19 protein-coding genes are annotated in these 17,187 nt (G+C 70.4%); 8 read left to right on the top strand and 11 right to left on the bottom strand.

Features of this window, described 5'->3' with window-relative positions:
- Positions 1-14 precede the first annotated feature (14 nt).
- From NNW99_RS08920 to recX, 4 genes are all read left to right on the top strand, one after another.
- Entirely contained in the window at positions 15-209 is a 195-nt protein-coding gene (locus tag NNW99_RS08920; protein WP_215118171.1) for a DUF3046 domain-containing protein, read from the top strand.
- 125 nt (positions 210-334) lie between these two features.
- The gene (locus NNW99_RS08915; RefSeq protein WP_215118170.1) at positions 335-1,594 is read left to right on the top strand and encodes an AI-2E family transporter; all 1,260 of its coding nucleotides are present in this window, start codon (positions 335-337) and stop codon (positions 1,592-1,594) included.
- 307 nt (positions 1,595-1,901) lie between these two features.
- Complete coding sequence (gene recA, locus NNW99_RS08910) at positions 1,902-3,029, top strand: recombinase RecA (RefSeq protein ID WP_215118169.1); 1,128 nt, start codon at positions 1,902-1,904, stop codon at positions 3,027-3,029.
- 3 nt (positions 3,030-3,032) lie between these two features.
- Positions 3,033-3,914 (top strand): recombination regulator RecX, encoded by an 882-nt coding sequence (gene recX, locus NNW99_RS08905; protein WP_215118168.1) that lies wholly within the window; start codon positions 3,033-3,035, stop codon positions 3,912-3,914.
- A gap of 73 nt (positions 3,915-3,987) precedes the next feature.
- Here recX and NNW99_RS08900 read toward each other — a convergent pair whose 3' ends face one another.
- The 8 genes from NNW99_RS08900 to NNW99_RS08870 form a co-directional block, all read right to left on the bottom strand.
- Complete coding sequence (locus NNW99_RS08900) at positions 3,988-4,422, bottom strand: rhodanese-like domain-containing protein (RefSeq protein ID WP_215124211.1); 435 nt, start codon at positions 4,420-4,422, stop codon at positions 3,988-3,990.
- 5 nt (positions 4,423-4,427) lie between these two features.
- Complete coding sequence (locus NNW99_RS08895) at positions 4,428-4,982, bottom strand: cysteine dioxygenase family protein (RefSeq protein ID WP_215118167.1); 555 nt, start codon at positions 4,980-4,982, stop codon at positions 4,428-4,430.
- A 96-nt stretch (positions 4,983-5,078) separates the two neighbouring features.
- Positions 5,079-5,126 carry a hypothetical protein gene (locus tag NNW99_RS39095; protein ID WP_311314449.1) on the bottom strand — a complete coding sequence of 16 codons (48 nt, stop codon included), beginning with the start codon at positions 5,124-5,126 and terminating at the stop codon, positions 5,079-5,081.
- A 134-nt stretch (positions 5,127-5,260) separates the two neighbouring features.
- Positions 5,261-6,868, bottom strand: a complete 1,608-nt coding sequence (locus NNW99_RS08890; protein WP_215124210.1) for an FAD-dependent monooxygenase — start codon at positions 6,866-6,868, stop codon at positions 5,261-5,263.
- Between the two features lie 176 nt (positions 6,869-7,044).
- A complete protein-coding gene (locus NNW99_RS08885) occupies positions 7,045-7,938 on the bottom strand; it encodes an amino acid ABC transporter permease (protein ID WP_215118166.1) in 894 nt (297 codons plus the stop codon).
- Complete coding sequence (locus tag NNW99_RS08880) at positions 7,935-8,600, bottom strand: amino acid ABC transporter permease (protein WP_215118165.1); 666 nt, start codon at positions 8,598-8,600, stop codon at positions 7,935-7,937. The genes NNW99_RS08885 and NNW99_RS08880 overlap by 4 nt, the downstream gene beginning before the upstream one ends.
- Positions 8,601-8,675: 75 nt before the next feature.
- Positions 8,676-9,515 carry a glutamate ABC transporter substrate-binding protein gene (locus NNW99_RS08875; protein ID WP_215118164.1) on the bottom strand — a complete coding sequence of 280 codons (840 nt, stop codon included), beginning with the start codon at positions 9,513-9,515 and terminating at the stop codon, positions 8,676-8,678.
- Positions 9,516-9,592: 77 nt separating this feature from the next.
- The gene (locus NNW99_RS08870) at positions 9,593-10,369 is read right to left on the bottom strand and encodes an amino acid ABC transporter ATP-binding protein (protein WP_215118163.1); all 777 of its coding nucleotides are present in this window, start codon (positions 10,367-10,369) and stop codon (positions 9,593-9,595) included.
- A 289-nt stretch (positions 10,370-10,658) separates the two neighbouring features.
- On the opposite strand from NNW99_RS08870, the gene NNW99_RS08865 reads away from it, so the two are divergent.
- Both NNW99_RS08865 and NNW99_RS08860 read left to right on the top strand, forming a co-directional pair.
- On the top strand, positions 10,659-11,345 hold the full coding sequence (locus NNW99_RS08865) for a response regulator transcription factor (protein ID WP_215118162.1): 687 nt from the start codon (positions 10,659-10,661) through the stop codon (positions 11,343-11,345).
- Between the two features lie 9 nt (positions 11,346-11,354).
- Positions 11,355-12,761, top strand: coding sequence for a HAMP domain-containing sensor histidine kinase (locus tag NNW99_RS08860; RefSeq protein ID WP_215118161.1), 1,407 nt, complete (start codon positions 11,355-11,357; stop codon positions 12,759-12,761).
- On the opposite strand, the gene NNW99_RS08855 is transcribed toward NNW99_RS08860, so the two are convergent.
- The gene (locus tag NNW99_RS08855; RefSeq protein ID WP_215118160.1) at positions 12,751-13,752 is read right to left on the bottom strand and encodes a TAXI family TRAP transporter solute-binding subunit; all 1,002 of its coding nucleotides are present in this window, start codon (positions 13,750-13,752) and stop codon (positions 12,751-12,753) included. The genes NNW99_RS08860 and NNW99_RS08855 overlap by 11 nt on opposite strands.
- Positions 13,753-13,850: 98 nt before the next feature.
- Here NNW99_RS08855 and NNW99_RS08850 point away from each other — a divergent pair, with 98 nt between their 5' ends.
- Positions 13,851-14,270, top strand: coding sequence for a MazG nucleotide pyrophosphohydrolase domain-containing protein (locus NNW99_RS08850; RefSeq protein ID WP_215118159.1), 420 nt, complete (start codon positions 13,851-13,853; stop codon positions 14,268-14,270).
- A gap of 12 nt (positions 14,271-14,282) precedes the next feature.
- On the opposite strand, the gene NNW99_RS08845 is transcribed toward NNW99_RS08850, so the two are convergent.
- Together NNW99_RS08845 and NNW99_RS08840 are read right to left on the bottom strand one after the other, a co-directional pair.
- Positions 14,283-15,506, bottom strand: coding sequence for a cation:proton antiporter (locus tag NNW99_RS08845; RefSeq protein WP_215118158.1), 1,224 nt, complete (start codon positions 15,504-15,506; stop codon positions 14,283-14,285).
- 4 nt (positions 15,507-15,510) lie between these two features.
- Positions 15,511-15,996, bottom strand: a complete 486-nt coding sequence (locus tag NNW99_RS08840; RefSeq protein ID WP_215118157.1) for a cation:proton antiporter regulatory subunit — start codon at positions 15,994-15,996, stop codon at positions 15,511-15,513.
- Between the two features lie 224 nt (positions 15,997-16,220).
- Between NNW99_RS08840 and NNW99_RS08835 the strand changes: the two genes are divergently transcribed.
- Positions 16,221-17,168, top strand: a complete 948-nt coding sequence (locus tag NNW99_RS08835; RefSeq protein ID WP_215118156.1) for a sensor histidine kinase — start codon at positions 16,221-16,223, stop codon at positions 17,166-17,168.
- The last annotated feature ends 19 nt before the right edge of the window (positions 17,169-17,187 follow it).

Raw genomic sequence — 17,187 nt, 5'->3', positions numbered from 1 at the left:
GGGATACTTGAGTCATGCGGTTGACGGTTTTCTGGCAGCGGATGGCGGAGCACTTCGGTTCCGGCTACGCCGACACCTTCGCGCGCGATCACGTGATGACGGAGCTCGGCGGGCGCACCGTGCACGAGGCGCTGGCCTCCGGCTGGGACGCCAAGGACGTCTGGCAGGTGGTCTGCTCGGTGATGGACGTGCCCCGGGAGCGGCGCTGACCGACCCGGAACGGAGGGCGCCGACCGGTCGCGGTGGACGGCCGACGGGTCGCGGGGACCGTTGACGGGTCACGAAGATCGCAGGCGGGCAGACGGCTGTCGGTGGCGTGGGTGAGACTTGGTCCGTGGCACCCATTGACGAGAACGGGCAGGCAGCCCGGCAGTCCTCCCCGTTCGGTACGACACCGCCGGCCGAGCCCCCCGCCGCCGGCGGAACCACCGGGCCGAACGGCCGCATGCCGCGCTGGCTGCCGCGGGCCATGGTGCTGGCGCTCGCCCTCGTCGCCGCGTTCCAGCTGGGCAGCTGGGCCTTCCATCAGGTCACCGGCCTGCTGATCAACATCCTCATCGCGTTCTTCCTGGCACTCGCCATCGAACCGGCGGTGGGCTGGATGGCCTCGCGCGGCATCCGCAGAGGCCTGGCCGCGTTCATCGTCTTCATCGGCGTGGTGATCGTGTCGGCGGGCTTCGTCACGCTGCTCGGCTCCATCCTCGCGGACCAGATCATCAAGATGATCGAGGGCTTCCCGGAGTATCTCGACTCCGTCATCAACTGGATCAACACACACTTCAGGACCGACCTGAAGCGCGTGGACATCCAGGAGGGCGTGCTCCGCTCCGACTGGCTGCGCAACTACGTGCAGAACAGCGCCACGGGCGTCCTGGACGTGTCCGCCCAGGTCCTCGGCGGTCTCTTCCAGCTACTGACGATCGGGCTGTTCTCGTTCTACTTCGCCGCGGACGGCCCGCGTCTGCGCCGCGCGCTCTGCTCCGTGCTGCCGCCCGCGCGGCAGGCCGAGGTGCTGCGCGCCTGGGAGATCGCCGTGATCAAGACCGGCGGCTACATCTACTCGCGCGGCCTGATGGCGCTGATCTCCGGCGCCGCGCACTTCGTCCTGCTGCAGATACTGGGCGTGCCCTACGCGCCCGTGCTCGCGGTGTGGGTGGGCCTGGTGTCGCAGTTCATCCCCACGATCGGCACGTATCTCGCGGGCGCCCTGCCCATGCTGATCGCGTTCACGGTGGATCCCTGGTACGCGCTGTGGGTGCTGATCTTCGTCGTGGTCTACCAGCAGTTCGAGAACTACGTGCTGCAGCCCAAGCTGACCTCGAAGACCGTCGACATCCACCCCGCGGTCGCCTTCGGCTCGGTCATCGCGGGCACCGCGCTCCTCGGCGCCGTCGGCGCGCTGATCGCCATCCCCGCCATCGCCACGCTCCAGGCCTTCCTGGGGGCGTACGTGAAGCGCTACGACGTCACGGACGACCCGCGCGTGCACGGCCATCGGTGGCGGGGTGAGGGGCCGGGCCTGATAGCGCGCACGAGGCGGCTGTGGGCACGGCGGCCGGGCGCGGAGGACCCGGGGCGACCGGAGAAACCCTGAGGACCCGGAGAACCCGGAGCGACCGCAGGACGGAGGGCCCTGGCAGGGCTCCTCCTGATCCCGTCGTCCGGGGAACGGGCCACGGACGCGGCACCGGCTGCCGTCGCGTGCCGCGCTTGACACAAAAATCGAACATCCATTCATATGGAGTCTCCGGCACGGCTCAACGACGAGCGTTTCGACGTACTTTGGGTAGAGATGTGCCCGAGTTATCCACAGGCCGGACGGGCGTCGGGGCCCATTGTCAGTGGCAGGCGTTAGCGTCTTTGACGTGAAGCGATCGACTCAAGCAAATCGGGTGGAACCCATGGCAGGAACCGACCGCGAGAAGGCCCTGGATGCCGCTCTCGCACAGATTGAACGGCAGTTCGGCAAGGGCGCGGTCATGCGCATGGGCGACCGGACGAAGGAGCCCATCGAGGTCATCTCGACCGGGTCGACCGCCCTCGACGTGGCCCTCGGCGTGGGCGGCCTGCCGCGCGGCCGTGTCGTGGAGATCTACGGCCCGGAGTCCTCGGGCAAGACGACCCTGACCCTGCACGCGGTGGCGAACGCGCAGAAGTCCGGCGGCCAGGTCGCCTTCGTCGACGCGGAGCACGCCCTCGACCCCGAGTACGCGCAGAAGCTCGGCGTCGACATCGACAACCTGATCCTGTCCCAGCCGGACAACGGCGAGCAGGCCCTGGAGATCGTGGACATGCTGGTCCGCTCCGGCGCCCTCGACCTCATCGTCATCGACTCCGTCGCCGCGCTCGTCCCGCGCGCGGAGATCGAGGGCGAGATGGGCGACAGCCACGTGGGTCTGCAGGCCCGCCTGATGAGCCAGGCCCTGCGGAAGATCACCAGCGCGCTCAACCAGTCCAAGACCACCGCGATCTTCATCAACCAGCTCCGCGAGAAGATCGGCGTGATGTTCGGCTCCCCGGAGACCACGACCGGTGGCCGGGCGCTGAAGTTCTACGCCTCGGTGCGCATCGACATCCGCCGCATCGAGACCCTGAAGGACGGCACGGACGCGGTCGGCAACCGCACCCGCTGCAAGGTCGTCAAGAACAAGGTCGCGCCGCCCTTCAAGCAGGCCGAGTTCGACATCCTCTACGGCCAGGGCATCAGCCGCGAGGGCGGCCTGATCGACATGGGCGTGGAGCACGGCTTCGTCCGCAAGGCCGGCGCCTGGTACACGTACGAGGGCGACCAGCTCGGCCAGGGCAAGGAGAACGCGCGCAACTTCCTGAAGGACAACCCCGACCTGGCCAACGAGATCGAGAAGAAGATCAAGGAGAAGCTGGGCGTCGGAGTGCGTCCCGAGGAGCCCGCCGCCGAGCCGGGCACGGACGCCGCGGTCTCCCCCGCTCCGGCCGACGCCGCGCCCGCGGTGCCCGCCCCGGCAGCGGCCAAGACCGCCAAGTCCAAGGCCGCCGCAGCCAAGAGCTGACCCGTGACACGACGAACCGACTGGGCGGAGTACGAGTACGCCGCCTCCGGTGCCCCGTGGGGGAGGGGCACCGGGGACGACGCGGGCTCGGCCGTGGACGGTGACGGCGAGTACGGGAGCGACGGGTCGTACTCCGACGGGCCGCACGGGGAGGACGAGGGGCCGTACGGGGGCGGCTCCCAGGGCAGCGACTCACCCGGTACGGGCTCACGCGGAGGCGGCTCCCGCAGGGTCGGCTCACGCGGGGACAGATCACGCGGGGACGGCTCGCGGGACGACGGGGCGCGTCGTGGGCGTGGGCGTCGCCGGCAGGGCTTCGGTGAGGTGATTACCGAAGACGGAGGTTCCCCCTCCTCGTCGAGGGCCGAGCAGGGGGAGCCTCCTGGGGACCCGGTCGAGCAGGCTCGGGCGATCTGCCTGCGTCTGCTCACCGGGACCCCGCGGACCCGCAAGCAACTCGCCGACGCCCTGCGCAAGCGGCAGATCCCGGACGATGCCGCCGAGGAGGTGCTGTCGAGGCTGGAAGAGGTCGGCCTCATCAATGACAGCGCCTTCGCGGACGCCTGGGTGGAGTCCCGCCACCACGGACGGGGGCTGGCGCGGCGTGCGCTCGCCCGTGAGCTGCGGACCAAGGGCGTCGACTCCACGCTGATCGACGAGGCCGTCTCCCAGCTCGAGCCCGAGCAGGAAGAGGAGACCGCGCGTGAACTCGTCGCGCGCAAGCTCCGCTCCACCCGGGGGCTGGACCGCGACAAGCGACTCCGCCGCCTCGCGGGCATGCTCGCCCGCAAGGGCTACTCCGAGGGCATGGCCCTGCGCGTGGTCCGGCAGGCGCTGGAGGAGGAGGGCGAGGACGCGGACTTTCTCGGGGAGGAGCAGTTCTGAGACCTGCGCTTCCGCGACGGGCCGTTCTGAGACCCGCGCTTCCGCAACGGGCCGTTCGGATGCTCCGGCCTGATCACACGACCGGAAGCCCCGACGCCCTCCACGCCTGGAAGCCACCGACCAGGTCGGTGGCCCGGTGCAGGCCCAGCTGGTGCAGGGACTGGGCCGCCAGGCTGGAGGCGTAGCCCTCGTTGCAGATCACGACGACGCGCAGGGAGTGGCTCGTGGCCTCGGCGGCTCGGTGGCTGCCCTGCGGGTCCAGACGCCACTCCAGCTCGTTGCGCTCGACGACGAGCGCGCCGGGGATGAGGCCGTCGCGCTCGCGCAGCGCCGCGTAGCGGATGTCCACCAGCAGCGCGTCACCCGCCTCGGCGGCCTCGTACGCCTGCTGTGGCTCGATCCGCTCGTAGCCCGCGCGTACGCGCTCCAGCAACTCGTCGATGCCGACGGGAGGTTGGACGTCGCCGCTGCCGCTGCCGCTGCCGCTGCCGCTCGCCGGCTCGTGTATGGCGCTCACTGCCAGTCCTCCGGACGCTCCACCTGCTCGAGCCGGAGGATCGGCCCGCTGCGGCTGTAGCGGCGGATCTGCGGCAGGGGCGGGTAGTAGGCGTGGACGGAGATCGCGTGCTGCTCGGGGGACTCGTTGAGCACCTCGTGGACGTGGTGCCGGCCGAAGGCGCGGCCCTGGCCGGACGACAGCCGGCGTTCCCGGTCCACACCGTCGGAGAGCTCCAGGGTCTTCCAGCCGTCGGCGGGCAGTCGCGCGGTGAGCGAGTTCTCCTTGAGCTCGCCCGACGCGGTCAGAAAGGCGCCGACGGACTCGGCGTGGTCGTGCCAGCCGGTGCCCGAGCCGGGCGGCCAGCCGATCAGCCAGGCCTCGCTGCCGCCGGGCCCCTCCAGCCGTACCCAGGTACGGCCTTCCGGGTCGAGCGGCAGGGAGTCGATCAGCTCGGTGTCGGCGGCCGTACGCCGGACGAAGTCGAAGAGGTCGGCCTGGGTGGGCCCGGAAGAAGCGGAGGTGACGGGCGTGGAGACAGGGGAAGGGGATGCGGAGGGGGATACAGACACGGGTGCCGTCCTGGAGGTCCTGATGCGGGTTCGCACGGGAGGCGCGTCGGCCAGCGTGGAGAGCGCGGCGCGCGCGGTGGAAAGAGGGATGCGAAGTCAGCAGGACGGGCGACACACGCAGCCCGCATAGCGGAGGAGGTCCATATGGACCCTCCGCCACAGGCGCACACAGGTGTCGGTCACGCACCGGAGTACACCACGGCCGTCCGGGCCGGTCAACTCACTGTCACCATGCGGACGCACTGTGACAGAGAGCACGTCCCCGCCGGTGCTCGCGGTCAGCGCGAGCCGGCTGAAGCACCGGCCTCCGCCTGCACCTTGACCGGCCCGCCCATCGCGGCCTCGGCCGCCGTGTACAGATCAGCCGGGCGCACCCCGCCCAGCGCGCTCACCAGATGCCCGTCGGGCCGCACCAGGAGCACCGTGTGCGCGGCGGCGCCCGGATAGCTCTCGGCGACCAGCAGCTCGGCGTGGTGGGGCAGTGCCGAGACCGCGGCGGCGAGCTGGGGCATGATGCCGGCGCTCACCCAGTGCCTGCGCTCCCACACGCCCGTGCCCGGGGCGATCAGCACGACGAGCAGCGCGCCGCGGCCGAGCCGGTCCCGCAGCCGTACGAAGGTGCCGTCCTCCGCGGTGACCCGTACGTCGATGACCGACGAGCCGGGCGATGTCCGGACCGGGACCTCTCCTTCCAGGGGCGGGGGAGCGAGCGGCGAGTCGGCGTACGCCCCCGGCGCGCCCAGCTGGCCGTGCCCCAAGTGGCCGTCCGTGAGGAGCGAGTCGTGGCCCCGGGCCGAGCCGGGGACGTAGGAGCGCAGGCCTCCGCCGCCGCGCAGCAGGGGTAGGGCCTGGTCGGCCGCGCGGAGCCGGGCCGCCACGATCGCCCGGCGTTCGGTCTGGTAGCTGTCGAGCAGCGCCTCGTGCGGCCCGTGGTGCCAGGCCAGGGCCAGTTTCCAGGCGAGGTTGTCGGCGTCCCGCAGGCCCTCGTCCAGCCCGTGCGTGCCCAGTGAGCCGAGGAGGTGCGCCGCGTCCCCGGCGAGGAAGACGCGGTCGGCGCGCCAGCGGCGGGCGAGGCGGTGGTGGACGGTGTGCACACCGGTGTCCAGGAGCTCGTACGGCGGGGTCGTGCCGCCCGACCAGCCCGCCAGGGTCTCCCGGATGCGGGTCAGCAGCAGCTCGGGTGTGACCAGGTCCTTTCCGGGCGGCAGCAGCCAGTCCAGACGCCAGACGCCGTCCGGCAGGGGGCGCGCGGTGACCTCGCCGGCCGAGGGACCCGACATGCGCCACGGCGGCAGGCGGTGCAGCAACGCCTCGTTGTACCAGGGCAGTTCCGTCCGCAGGGCAGCGACGGCGTGACGTTCCACCGCCGTACGTCCGGGGAAGCGGATGTCCTGGAGCTTGCGCACGGTCGAGCGGGGGCCGTCGCAGCCGACCAGGTAACTGCCGCGCCACCATGTGCCCTTGGGACCGCGGGTGTGGGCCGTGACGCCCGAGGACTCCTGCTCCATGCCGTCGAGCCGGCTCTCCACCGCGATCTTGACGAGCGGTTCGCCCGCGAGGGCCGCGCGCAGGGCGCCGGTCAGCTCGTGCTGGGCGATGTGCAGGGGGACGGGCTCGCTGCCGTCGAAAAAGACCTCGCGCATCACCTGCTTGCGCCGCACCGACCGCCATCCGGCCCAGTGGGCGCCGATGCGGTCCAAGGGGGCACCGGTCAGCCGTTCGATGAGTGCGGTGGTCTCCTCGTGGAGGACCACGGTGCGCGACGCACGGGGTTCGTCCTTGCCCGGCCCTTCGTCGAGGACCACGCAGGGCACCTCCTGACGCGCCAGGGCCAGGGCGAGCGTGAGCCCGACGGGCCCCGCTCCGACGACGATCACCGGGTCCACGGCGCGGCGCCCCCTGCCCGTGGTGACGTCCTGAGGGACGTAGGTGAACACGAAGTTGGAGCAGGGTGCACGATCACAGAACGTATGCAACCCATTGCCGGTGCTTGCGTCAAGTGACCAGGGGCAGTGGCGATCATGCCACTGCCCCTGAGTATGTCATCCGGGTTGAGCGAGTGTCAGATGCCTCCGGCGCCGGTCCCGGTGGTGCCGGCGATCTGTGCGTCGTTGGCGCCCACGACCGCTCCCGTCGACTTCTTGGCCTGCCGCAGCCGGCGCTCGAGCCAGCTCGCGAAGGACGTGAGGGCGAAGTTGAGCGCGATGAAGATGACGGCCACGACCGTGAAGCTGGCGATGATGTTCGCGCCGTAGTAGCCGCTCATCGTGTTCGCGGCGGAGAGCAGCTCGGAGTAGGTGAGGACGGCGCCGCCGAGCGCGGTGTCCTTCACGATGACGACGAGCTGGCTCACGATGGCCGGGAGCATCGCGGTGACCGCCTGCGGCAGCAGGATCAGCCGCATGAGCTGGCCCTTGCGCAGGCCGATCGCCTGCGCCGCCTCGGCCTGGCCCTTGGGCAGGGCCAGGATGCCCGCGCGGACGATCTCGGCGAGGACGGACGCGTTGTACAGCACCAGGCCGGTGACGACCGCGTAGAGCGGACGGTCGTCGGAGCTGACGTTGGTGTACTCGGCGAACAGGGCGAGGCCGAAGATCATCAGGACCAGCACGGGGATGGACCGGAAGAACTCGACCACGACCGCGGCCGGGATCCGGACCCACACGTGGTCCGAGAGGCGGGCGATGCCGAGCACCGCGCCGAGCGGCATCGCGATGATCACCGCGAGGGCGGCGGCCTTCAGCGTGTTCAGCAGCCCCGGCCAGATGTACGTGGACCAGGCCTCGCTGCCGGAGAAGAACGGCTCCCACAGGGCCCATTCCAGCTGGCCCTTGTCCTTGAGGGTGCCGAACACCCACCACAGCAGGGCCGCGGCGGCGGCCACGAAGACCACCGTGAGGACGGCGTTGCGCCGCTTGGCGCGGGGGCCCTGGGCGTCGTACAGAACGGAGCTCATCGCTTCACCGCCACCTTCTTGCCCACCCAACCGAGGATCAGACCGGTCGGCAGCGTCAGAACCACGAAGCCGAACGCGATGATCGCCGCGATCAGCAGCAGCTGGGCCTCGTTCTCGATCATCTCCTTCATCAGTACCGCCGCCTCGGCGACACCGATGGCGGCCGCGACCGTGGTGTTCTTGATGAGGGCGATCAGCACGTTCGCCAGCGGGACGACCGACGACCGGAACGCCTGCGGCAGCACGACCAGACCCAGCACCTGGCGGAAGCTGAGACCGATCGCCCGAGCCGCCTCCGCCTGCCCGACCGGCACCGTGTTGATGCCGGAGCGCAGCGCCTCGCACACGAAGGACGAGGTGTAGAAGATCAGGCCCAGGACCGCCAGCCGGAAGTTGATCGTCTCGACGTCATCGGCGCCGAGGGAGACACTCAGCGTCTGGTTCAGGCCCAGCGACGTGAACAGGATGATGACGGTCAGCGGGATGTTCCGCACGATGTTCACGTACGCGGTCCCGAAACCGCGCATCAGCGGCACCGGACCGACGCGCATGGCGGCCAGCATGGTGCCCCAGATGAGAGAGCCGACGGCGGACAGCGCAGCGAGTTGCACTGTCGTCCAGAAGGCTCCCAGCAGGTCGTAATCCTCAAGAAAGTCGAACACGATCTCCCGCGCTTCCGCGTATAGGGATGCCCCGGTGCGCCGCCCCGCGGGGCGGCGCACCCGTCAGGCGTTGCCTCAGCTCTTGATTTCGCCGATCTTCGGCGCGGGCTCGTTCTTGTAGTTGGCCGGGCCGAGGTTCTTGTCCACGGCCTCCTGCCAGGCCTTGTCGGCGACCATGGCCTCGAGGGCCTTGTTGATGTCGGCCTTGAGGTCGCTGCCCTTCTTGACGCCGATGCCGTAGTTCTCGTTGGTCAGCTTGAAGCCGCCGAGCTTGAACTTGCCCTTGAACTGGGACTGGGCGGCGTAACCGGCGAGGATGGAGTCGTCGGTGGTCAGCGCGTCGACGGCACCGTTCTGCAGACCGGGCAGACAGGCGGAGTACGTCGGGTACGGCTGCAGCTGGGCCTTCGGCGCCAGCTTGTCCTTCACGTTCTGCGCGGAGGTGGAGCCGGTCACCGAGCAGAGCTTGGCGTTGTTCAGGTCCTTCGGCGACTTGATCTTGTTGTCGTCGGCGCGGACCAGCACATCCTGGTGAGCCAGCAGGTAAGGACCGGCGAAGTCGACCTTCTCCTGGCGCTCCGGGGTGATCGAGTAGGTCGCGGCGATGAAGTCGACGTCACCACGCTGCAGCATGGTCTCGCGGTCGGCGCTCTTCGCTTCCTTCCACTCGATCTGGTCCGCGTCGTAACCGAGCTTCTTCGCGACGTACGTGGCGACGTCGACGTCGAAGCCGGCGTAACCCTGCGGCGTCTTCTGGCCGAGGCCGGGCTGGTCGAACTTGATGCCGACGGTGATCGTCTTGCCACCACCGGAGCCGGAGTCGCCGCCCGTGCTGTTGTCGCCGCCGCACGCGGTGGCGGTGAGGGCGAGGGCGAACACGGTGGCCGAGGCGGCGGTGACCTTGCGGAGCTTCATGATGAACATCCTTTGGCTGGTGAAAGAGATGCGGGCCGTCAGGCGGCAACGCCGGTGGCGTCGCGCGGAGTGCGCCGTCAGTGGTGGAGGATCTTCGACAGGAAGTCCTTGGCACGGTCACTGCGCGGATTGCTGAAGAACTGGTCGGGCGCAGCCTCCTCGACGATGCGGCCGTCCGCCATGAACACCACGCGGTTGGCGGCCGATCGTGCGAAGCCCATCTCATGGGTAACGACGATCATGGTCATGCCGTCGCGGGCGAGCTGCTGCATGACCTCCAGCACCTCGTTGATCATCTCGGGGTCGAGCGCGGAGGTCGGCTCGTCGAAGAGCATGACCTTCGGCTCCATGGCCAGCGCCCGCGCGATCGCGACGCGCTGCTGCTGGCCGCCGGAGAGCTGTGCGGGGTACTTCTCGGCCTGTGCGCCGACGCCGACCCGGTCGAGTAGGGCCCGAGCCCGCTCCTCGGCCGCCTTCTTGTCCTTCTTGCGGACCTTGATCTGGCCGAGCATCACGTTCTCGAGCACGGTCTTGTGCGCGAAGAGGTTGAAGGACTGGAAGACCATTCCGACGTCGGCCCGGAGCTTGGCCAGCTCCTTGCCCTCGTGGGGCAGCGGCTTGCCGTCGATCGTGATCGAGCCGGAGTCGGTCGTCTCCAGGCGGTTGATGGTGCGGCACAGGGTGGACTTACCGGACCCGGAGGGTCCGATGACCACGACGACTTCGCCGCGGGCGATCGTCAGGTCGATGTCCTGGAGTACGTGCAACGCGCCGAAGTGCTTGTTGACGCTCTTCAGGACGACCAGTTCGCCGGTCGCGGCCACATCTTCCTTGGCCACCGATACTTCGGTCATCGCTCTCAGGCTCCGTCCTCCTCGGTTTCGGAGGACAGTAGTTACCCTCTACGACCTGCGTCATTACATCTGAGGGGAATCTGAGCATCACGATCCGATAGCAATCGGACACGTGTCGTAGCACTTGTGAGCAGCGCTCATATCGGCCGGGTAACGGAAGCTCTCCGCAACCGGAACCCTCTTGACGCCGTCCTCATCCATCAGCGTGACTGCAATGCGTGCACGCGCGCGTGCACGCACTTTTTGTACACAGACAGATCGTACGGCCAGTGAACCGAAGGGGGACCGGATGAGACTGCTGCTCGTCGAGGACGACAACCACGTCGCCGCCGCCCTGTCGGCTGTCCTGGCGCGGCACGGATTCGACGTCACGCACGCGCGCAGCGGTGAGGAGGCCCTCCAGGCCCTCGTCCCCGAGAGCGACTGCTTCGGCGTCGTCCTCCTCGACCTCGGCCTGCCCGACCAGGACGGGTACGAGGTCTGCGGCAAGATCCGCAAACGCACCGCCACCCCAGTGATCATGGTCACCGCCCGCTCCGACGTCCGCTCCCGCATCCACGGCCTCAACCTGGGCGCCGACGACTACGTGGTGAAGCCGTACGACACCGGGGAGCTGCTCGCCCGCATCCACGCCGTGAGCCGGCGCACCTCCCACGAGGACACCTCCAGCGGCATCGAGACCGAGCTGCGCCTCGGGCCCGTGCACATAGAGCTGCCCACCCGCCGGGTCAGCGTCGACGGGGCGGTGGTCCAGCTGACCCGCAAGGAGTTCGATCTGCTGGCCCTGCTCGCGCAGCGGCCCGGGGTGGTCTTCCGCCGGGAGCAGATCATCAGCGAGGTGTGGCGGACGAGCTGGGAGGGGACCGGGCGCACCCTGGAGGTGCATGTGGCGTCCCTGCGCGCCAAGCTGCGCATGCCGGCGCTCATCGAGACCGTACGCGGGGTCGGCTACCGGCTCGTCGCGCCTGCCGGTTAGCGGGGCCGGGTGCGCACTCGTCTGCTCCCGCTGCTGATCATCCTGATGGCGGCCGTGCTGCTCGCGCTCGGGGTCCCGCTCGCCGTCAGTCTGGCCGGGGCCCAGCAGCAGAAGGTCGTCGTCGACCGGATCGACGACACCGCGCGCTTCGCCGCCCTCGCCCAGTTCGTCACCGACTCGCCCACCGGCACGGCCGGGGCGTTCGAGAACGAGCGTCTGGCCACGCTCAGCAGCGAGCTCGACAGCTACTACGACGTCTACGGCATCCGGGCCGGTGTCTTCTACCGCAGCGGCAGTGCCATGGCTCATGCACCGGCCAGGTGGTCCCTGCCGGAAGAGGGCGAGGTGCGCGACGCCTTCGAGGAGGCGCTGCTCAGCCGCCGCAGCCACGACCCGAAGCAGGTCTGGCCCTGGCAGCGCCACAACCTGGTGGTCGCCTCGCCGGTCATCCGGGACGGGGACGTCGTCGCGGTCGTCGTCACCGACTCGCCCACCGGGCAGATGCGCTCGCGCACCCTGCACGGCTGGCTGGTCATCGGCGCGGGCGAGGGCGCCGCGATGCTGCTGGCCGTCGGCGCCGCCCTGCGGCTGACCGGCTGGGTCCTGCGGCCGGTGCGCGTCCTCGACGCCACCACCCACGACATCGCCACCGGCCGGCTCAAGTCCCGGGTCGCGGCCGCCGGCGGTCCGCCGGAACTCAGGCGTCTGGCCCGGTCGTTCAATGAGATGGCGGACAACGTCGAGGACGTGCTGGAGCAGCAGCGCGCCTTCGTCGCGGACGCCTCGCACCAGCTCCGCAACCCGCTCGCGGCGCTGCTGCTCCGTATCGAGCTGCTCTCCTTCGAGCTGCCCGAGGGCAACAAGGAGATCGCCTCCGTCCAGGGCGAGGGCAAGCGCCTCGCGCAGGTCCTGGACGATCTGCTGGATCTGGCGCTGGCGGAGCACACCGAGGCGGACCTGCGGATCACCGACATCGGCGAGCTCGCCGCCGAACGCCTCGCGGCCTGGGCCCCGACCGCCGAGGCCAAGGGCGTGCGCCTGGTCGGCGACTGCCCGCCCACGACCGCCTGGGCCGACCCGGTCGCGCTGTCCAGCGCGCTGGACGCGGTCATCGACAACGCGGTGAAGTTCACGCCCGAGGACCAGAGCGTCGAGGTGACCGTCGCCCCCGAAGGCGACACCTCCACCATCGTCGTCACCGACCACGGCCCCGGCCTCACCGACGAGGAGCTGGCCCGGGTCGGCGACCGCTTCTGGCGCAGCGGCCGCCACCAGAACATCAAGGGCTCGGGCCTCGGACTGTCCATCTCGCGGGCACTGCTCGCGGCGGGCGGCGGTTCGATCACGTACGACCGTCATGAGCCGCACGGGCTGCGGGTGACGGTGAGAGTGCCGAGGTCGGGCCCTACGGCTTGACCGACTGGTAGTAGCGCTGGGCGCCGCGATGCAGCTGGAGCGGGTCGGTGTAGATCGCGGTGCGGACATCGACGAGCTGGGCGGAGTGGACGGTCGCGCCGATGCCGTCCCGGCTGTCGATCACCGTACGGGTCAGCCATTCGGTGAGCCGGGGGTCCATGTCGCTGCGCGTGAGCAGCACGTTGGACACCGCCAGGGTCGGCACCGGGTCACCGCGCTGGATCGTGGGGTAGGCCGACTCCGGCATCTTGGTGGCGCGGTAGTACCGCGTGGCACCGCCCTGGTCGTGCAGCTTGGCCACGAGCCCGACGTCGATCGGCACGAAGCGGAAGGCGGAGGCCGATTTCTTGGCGAGGCGGCTGAGCCCGTCCGTGGGCAGTCCGCCCGACCAGAAGAAAGCGTCGAGGCCGTGCCCCAGTCGCCGGGGTCCGGTGTCGATGCCGTCCGAGGAGGGCTTGATGTCCTTCTCCGGGTCGATCCCGGCCGCCTTGAGCACGCCGTTCGCGATCAGCCGCACGCCGGAGTTCGGCAGCCCTATGGCCACACGCTTGCCCCGCAGGTCCGCGACGGAGCGGATGTCCGAGTCGGGCGGCACGACGAGCTGCAGGTAGTCGTCGTACAGGCGGGCCATGCCGCGCAGCCGGCCGGCGCCCGCGCCGTTGTCGAGCTTGTACGTGGCGACCGCGTCGGCCGCCGCGATGGCGAAGTCGGCCTTGCCCGTCGCCACGTCCGAGACGTTCTCCTGCGACCCGGCGCTGGTCAGCAGGCGCACCCCGAGGTCCGGCATGTCCTGGTCGATCTCGGCGCGCAGGAGTTCGCCGTACTCGTGGTAGACCCCGGCGCGCGTGCCCGTGCTGAACGTGATCGACCCGCCCGGCGGCTCCTCGGCCCAGGGGCGCAGCCACCACAGCAGCAGCCCGAGGACCAGGAGGGAGGCCGTGCCGCCCTGCAGGGCCCGGCGCCTGCCGATACGGGGGAACATCTGGGACATGCGCGAGATCCTGCCAGCCTTGGTGCCCCTCTGACCAGGGGCGGCGGTCGGCACCGGGGCGGGGAGGGGTGTCAGTGGGGGCCGCTACTGTCGTCCCCATGAGCTCCTCGCCCGCTGACCTGGTCCGTGAATTCCACCTCGCCTTCGGCCTGGACGCCCGCAGTACCCCGACGGAGGTCTCCCGGGAACTCGCCGCCCATCGCGGCGAACTCCTCGCGGAGGAGGCCGCGGAGGTCGCCGAGGTGTCGGTCCTGGGCCCGCTCGACCGGCTCGCCCACGAACTGGCGGACGTCGTCTATGTCGCGTACGGCACCGCCCTCGTCCACGGCATCGACCTCGACGCGGTACTGACCGAGATCCACCGATCCAACATGACCAAGATCGGCCCCGACGGCTCGGTCTCCCGGCGCGAGGACGGCAAGGTCCTCAAGGGCGAGCACTACGAGGCACCGGATGTGCCCGGGGTGCTGCGGAGGCAGGGGTGGGCTCCCGGCGGTGACCAGAGGCCCCCGAGGTGACCCACCCCCTCCTCAGTCGCCCACCGGCGCCTCCGCCTCGGTCTTCCGGGGCGCGGGCTCCGGGGTTCCCCGGCGGGCCTCGCGGCGTCCGCTCCACCACATCGCCACCGGCTCCGTGTAGCGCGCGGTGAGGGGGCCGAGGACGACCAGGATGAGGACATAGGCCGTGGCCAGGGGGCCGAGGGACGGTTCGATACCGGCCGCGACCGCCAGACCGGCGATGACGATCGAGAACTCGCCCCGGGCCACCAGCGCACCGCCCGCACGCCAGCGGCCCTTGACGGAGATCCCGGCGCGCCGGGCCGCCCAGTACCCGGTGGCGATCTTCGTCAGGGCCGTGACGACGGCCAGCGCGAGGGCGGGCAGCAGGACGGGCGGGATGCTGGACGGGTCGGTGTGCAGTCCGAAGAAGACGAAGAAGACCGCCGCGAACAGGTCCCGCAAGGGGCTGAGCAGGGTGTGCGCACCCTCCGCCACCTCGCCCGACAGCGCGATGCCCACCAGGAAGGCGCCGACCGCCGCCGACACCTGGAGCTGCTGCGCGACGCCCGCGACCAGGATGGTCAGGCCCAGCACCACCAGCAGCAGCTTCTCCGGGTCGTCGCTGGAGACGAACCTCGAGATGAGCCGGCCGTAGCGCACGGCCAGGAACAGCACGAGCCCGGCCGCGCCCAGCGCGATCGCCAGGGTCATGCTGCCGGCCATCAGCCCGACGCCCGCCACCAGTGCCGTGACGATGGGCAGGTACACGGCCATCGCCAGGTCCTCCAGCACCAGGACGCTGAGGATGACGGGGGTCTCGCGGTTGCCGACCCGGCCCAGATCGCCGAGCACCTTCGCGATCACGCCGGACGACGAGATCCAGGTGACACCGGCCAGGACGACGGCGGCCACCGGCCCCCAGCCGAGCAGCAGCGCCATCGCCGCTCCGGGCAGTGCGTTGAGCGCGCAGTCGACCAGTCCGGACGGGTAGTGCGTCTTGAGGTTGGAGACGAGATCGCTCGCCGTGTACTCCAGGCCCAGCATCAGCAGGAGCAGGATGACGCCGATCTCGGCGCCCGTGGCGACGAACTCCTCGCTCGCGCCCAGCGGCAGCAGCCCGCCCTCGCCGAAGGCCAGACCGGCCAGGAGGTACAGCGGTATCGGCGAGAGCCGGAAACGGGCGGCGAACCGTCCGAGCAGGCCGAGGCCGAGGATGATGGAACCGAACTCGATGAGCAGGACCGCGGAGTGCACAGGCTCACTCCCGCCCGAGTATGGTCGCGGCGGCGTCGACGCCCTCACGGGTCCCGACGACGATCAGCGTGTCACCGCCCGCCAGCCGGAAGTCCGGCGCGGGCGACGGAATGGCCTCGGCCCGGCGCAGCACCGCCACGACCGACGCGCCGGTCTCCGTCCGCATCTTCATGTCGCCCAGCACCCGCCCGTTCCAGCGCGAGGTCGCGGCCACCTCGATCCGCTCGGCCACCAGCCCCAGGTCCGTGGTGTACAGCAGGCTCGGACTGTGGTGGGACGGCTTCAGCGCGTCGATCAGCGAACCCGCCTCCGAGCTGGTCAGCCGCAGCGAATGCGCGCAGGAGTCGGGATCGTCGGCCCGGTACATGTTCACCGTGCGCGTGCCGTCGCGGTGCGCCACCACCGACAGATGGCGGTGTTCCCGGGTCTCCAGGTCGTACTGGACCCCGATACCCGGCAGCGGCGTCGCCCTCAGGCGCGGAGCTGACACGTTTCTTCCCCTTTTTCATGTTGTTTGGTTGGTTTGTCTTGTAGGTGTTGCTGTGTCGGTGTCGTGAACGGTGTCGATCAACGGACGGGTCAAGTCCGCATGCTGCCATCCGGCCGTACGGTGACGACATGGGTGTTGTGACGGATATACACAGCGGCCGGTCGCCGGAAAGGGTGGAGCGGGAGGTGCCGTACGCGAAGGCCGGAAGGGGCGGATCCAGGAACGTGTCGTTGTTCTGGCGGATCTTCTCGCTCAACGCCGTGGGCCTGGTCGTGGCCACCGCGTTGCTGCTCGGCCCGGTCACCGTGTCCACCCCCGTCCTCGCGGGCGAGGCGCTCGTCCTGCTCGGCGGCCTGGTGATGCTGCTGGCGGGCAACGCGCTGGTGCTGCGCTTCGGCCTCGCGCCCCTGCAACGGCTCGGCAGGTCCATGGCCACCGCCGACCTGCTGCGCCCGGGATCGCGCCCGGTGGTCGCCGGACCGGCGGAGACGGCCGCGCTGATCACGACGTACAACACGATGCTCGACCGGCTGGAGGCCGAGCGGGCCGCGGGCGCCGCCCGGGCCCTGTCCGCACAGGAGCGCGAACGCCACCGGATCGCCCGTGAGCTGCACGACGAGGTCGGGCAGACCCTGACCGCCGTCCTGCTCCAGCTCAAGCGGGTCGCCGACCGGGCGCCCGAGGATCTGCGCGAGGAGGTGGGCCAGGCGCAGGAGGCGACCCGGGCCGGTCTGGACGAGATCCGCCGGATCGCCCGCCGGCTGCGCCCCGGTGTCCTGGAGGAGCTGGGGCTGGCCAGTGCCCTGCGCTCGCTCGCCTCCGAGTTCACGACCCATGGGCTGACCGTGCGCCACCAGGTCACCGGCGACCTCCCCGCCCTCAGTCCGGAAGCGGAACTCGTCGTCTACCGGGTGGCCCAGGAAGGCCTGACCAATACCGCCCGGCATGCCGGCGCCGACCGCGCCGAACTCCGCCTCCAGCAGGTACCCGGCGGCGTCGAACTCCTCGTACGCGACAACGGCACGGGCGTCGGCGACGCCCCGGAGGGCGCCGGCATCACGGGCATGCGCGAACGCGCCCTCCTGATCGGCGCCGCCCTCACCGTCGAACCGGCCCCCGGCCGGGGCACGGACGTACGCCTGGGCGTGCCGGTGACGGAAGGAGCCCGCTGATGTGTCCCCACCCGTCAGC

Source organism: Streptomyces sp. CRCS-T-1, from assembly GCF_024442335.1.
GTDB lineage: Bacteria > Actinomycetota > Actinomycetes > Streptomycetales > Streptomycetaceae > Streptomyces > Streptomyces koelreuteriae.
This window is presented reverse-complemented; position numbering and strand designations above follow the sequence as displayed.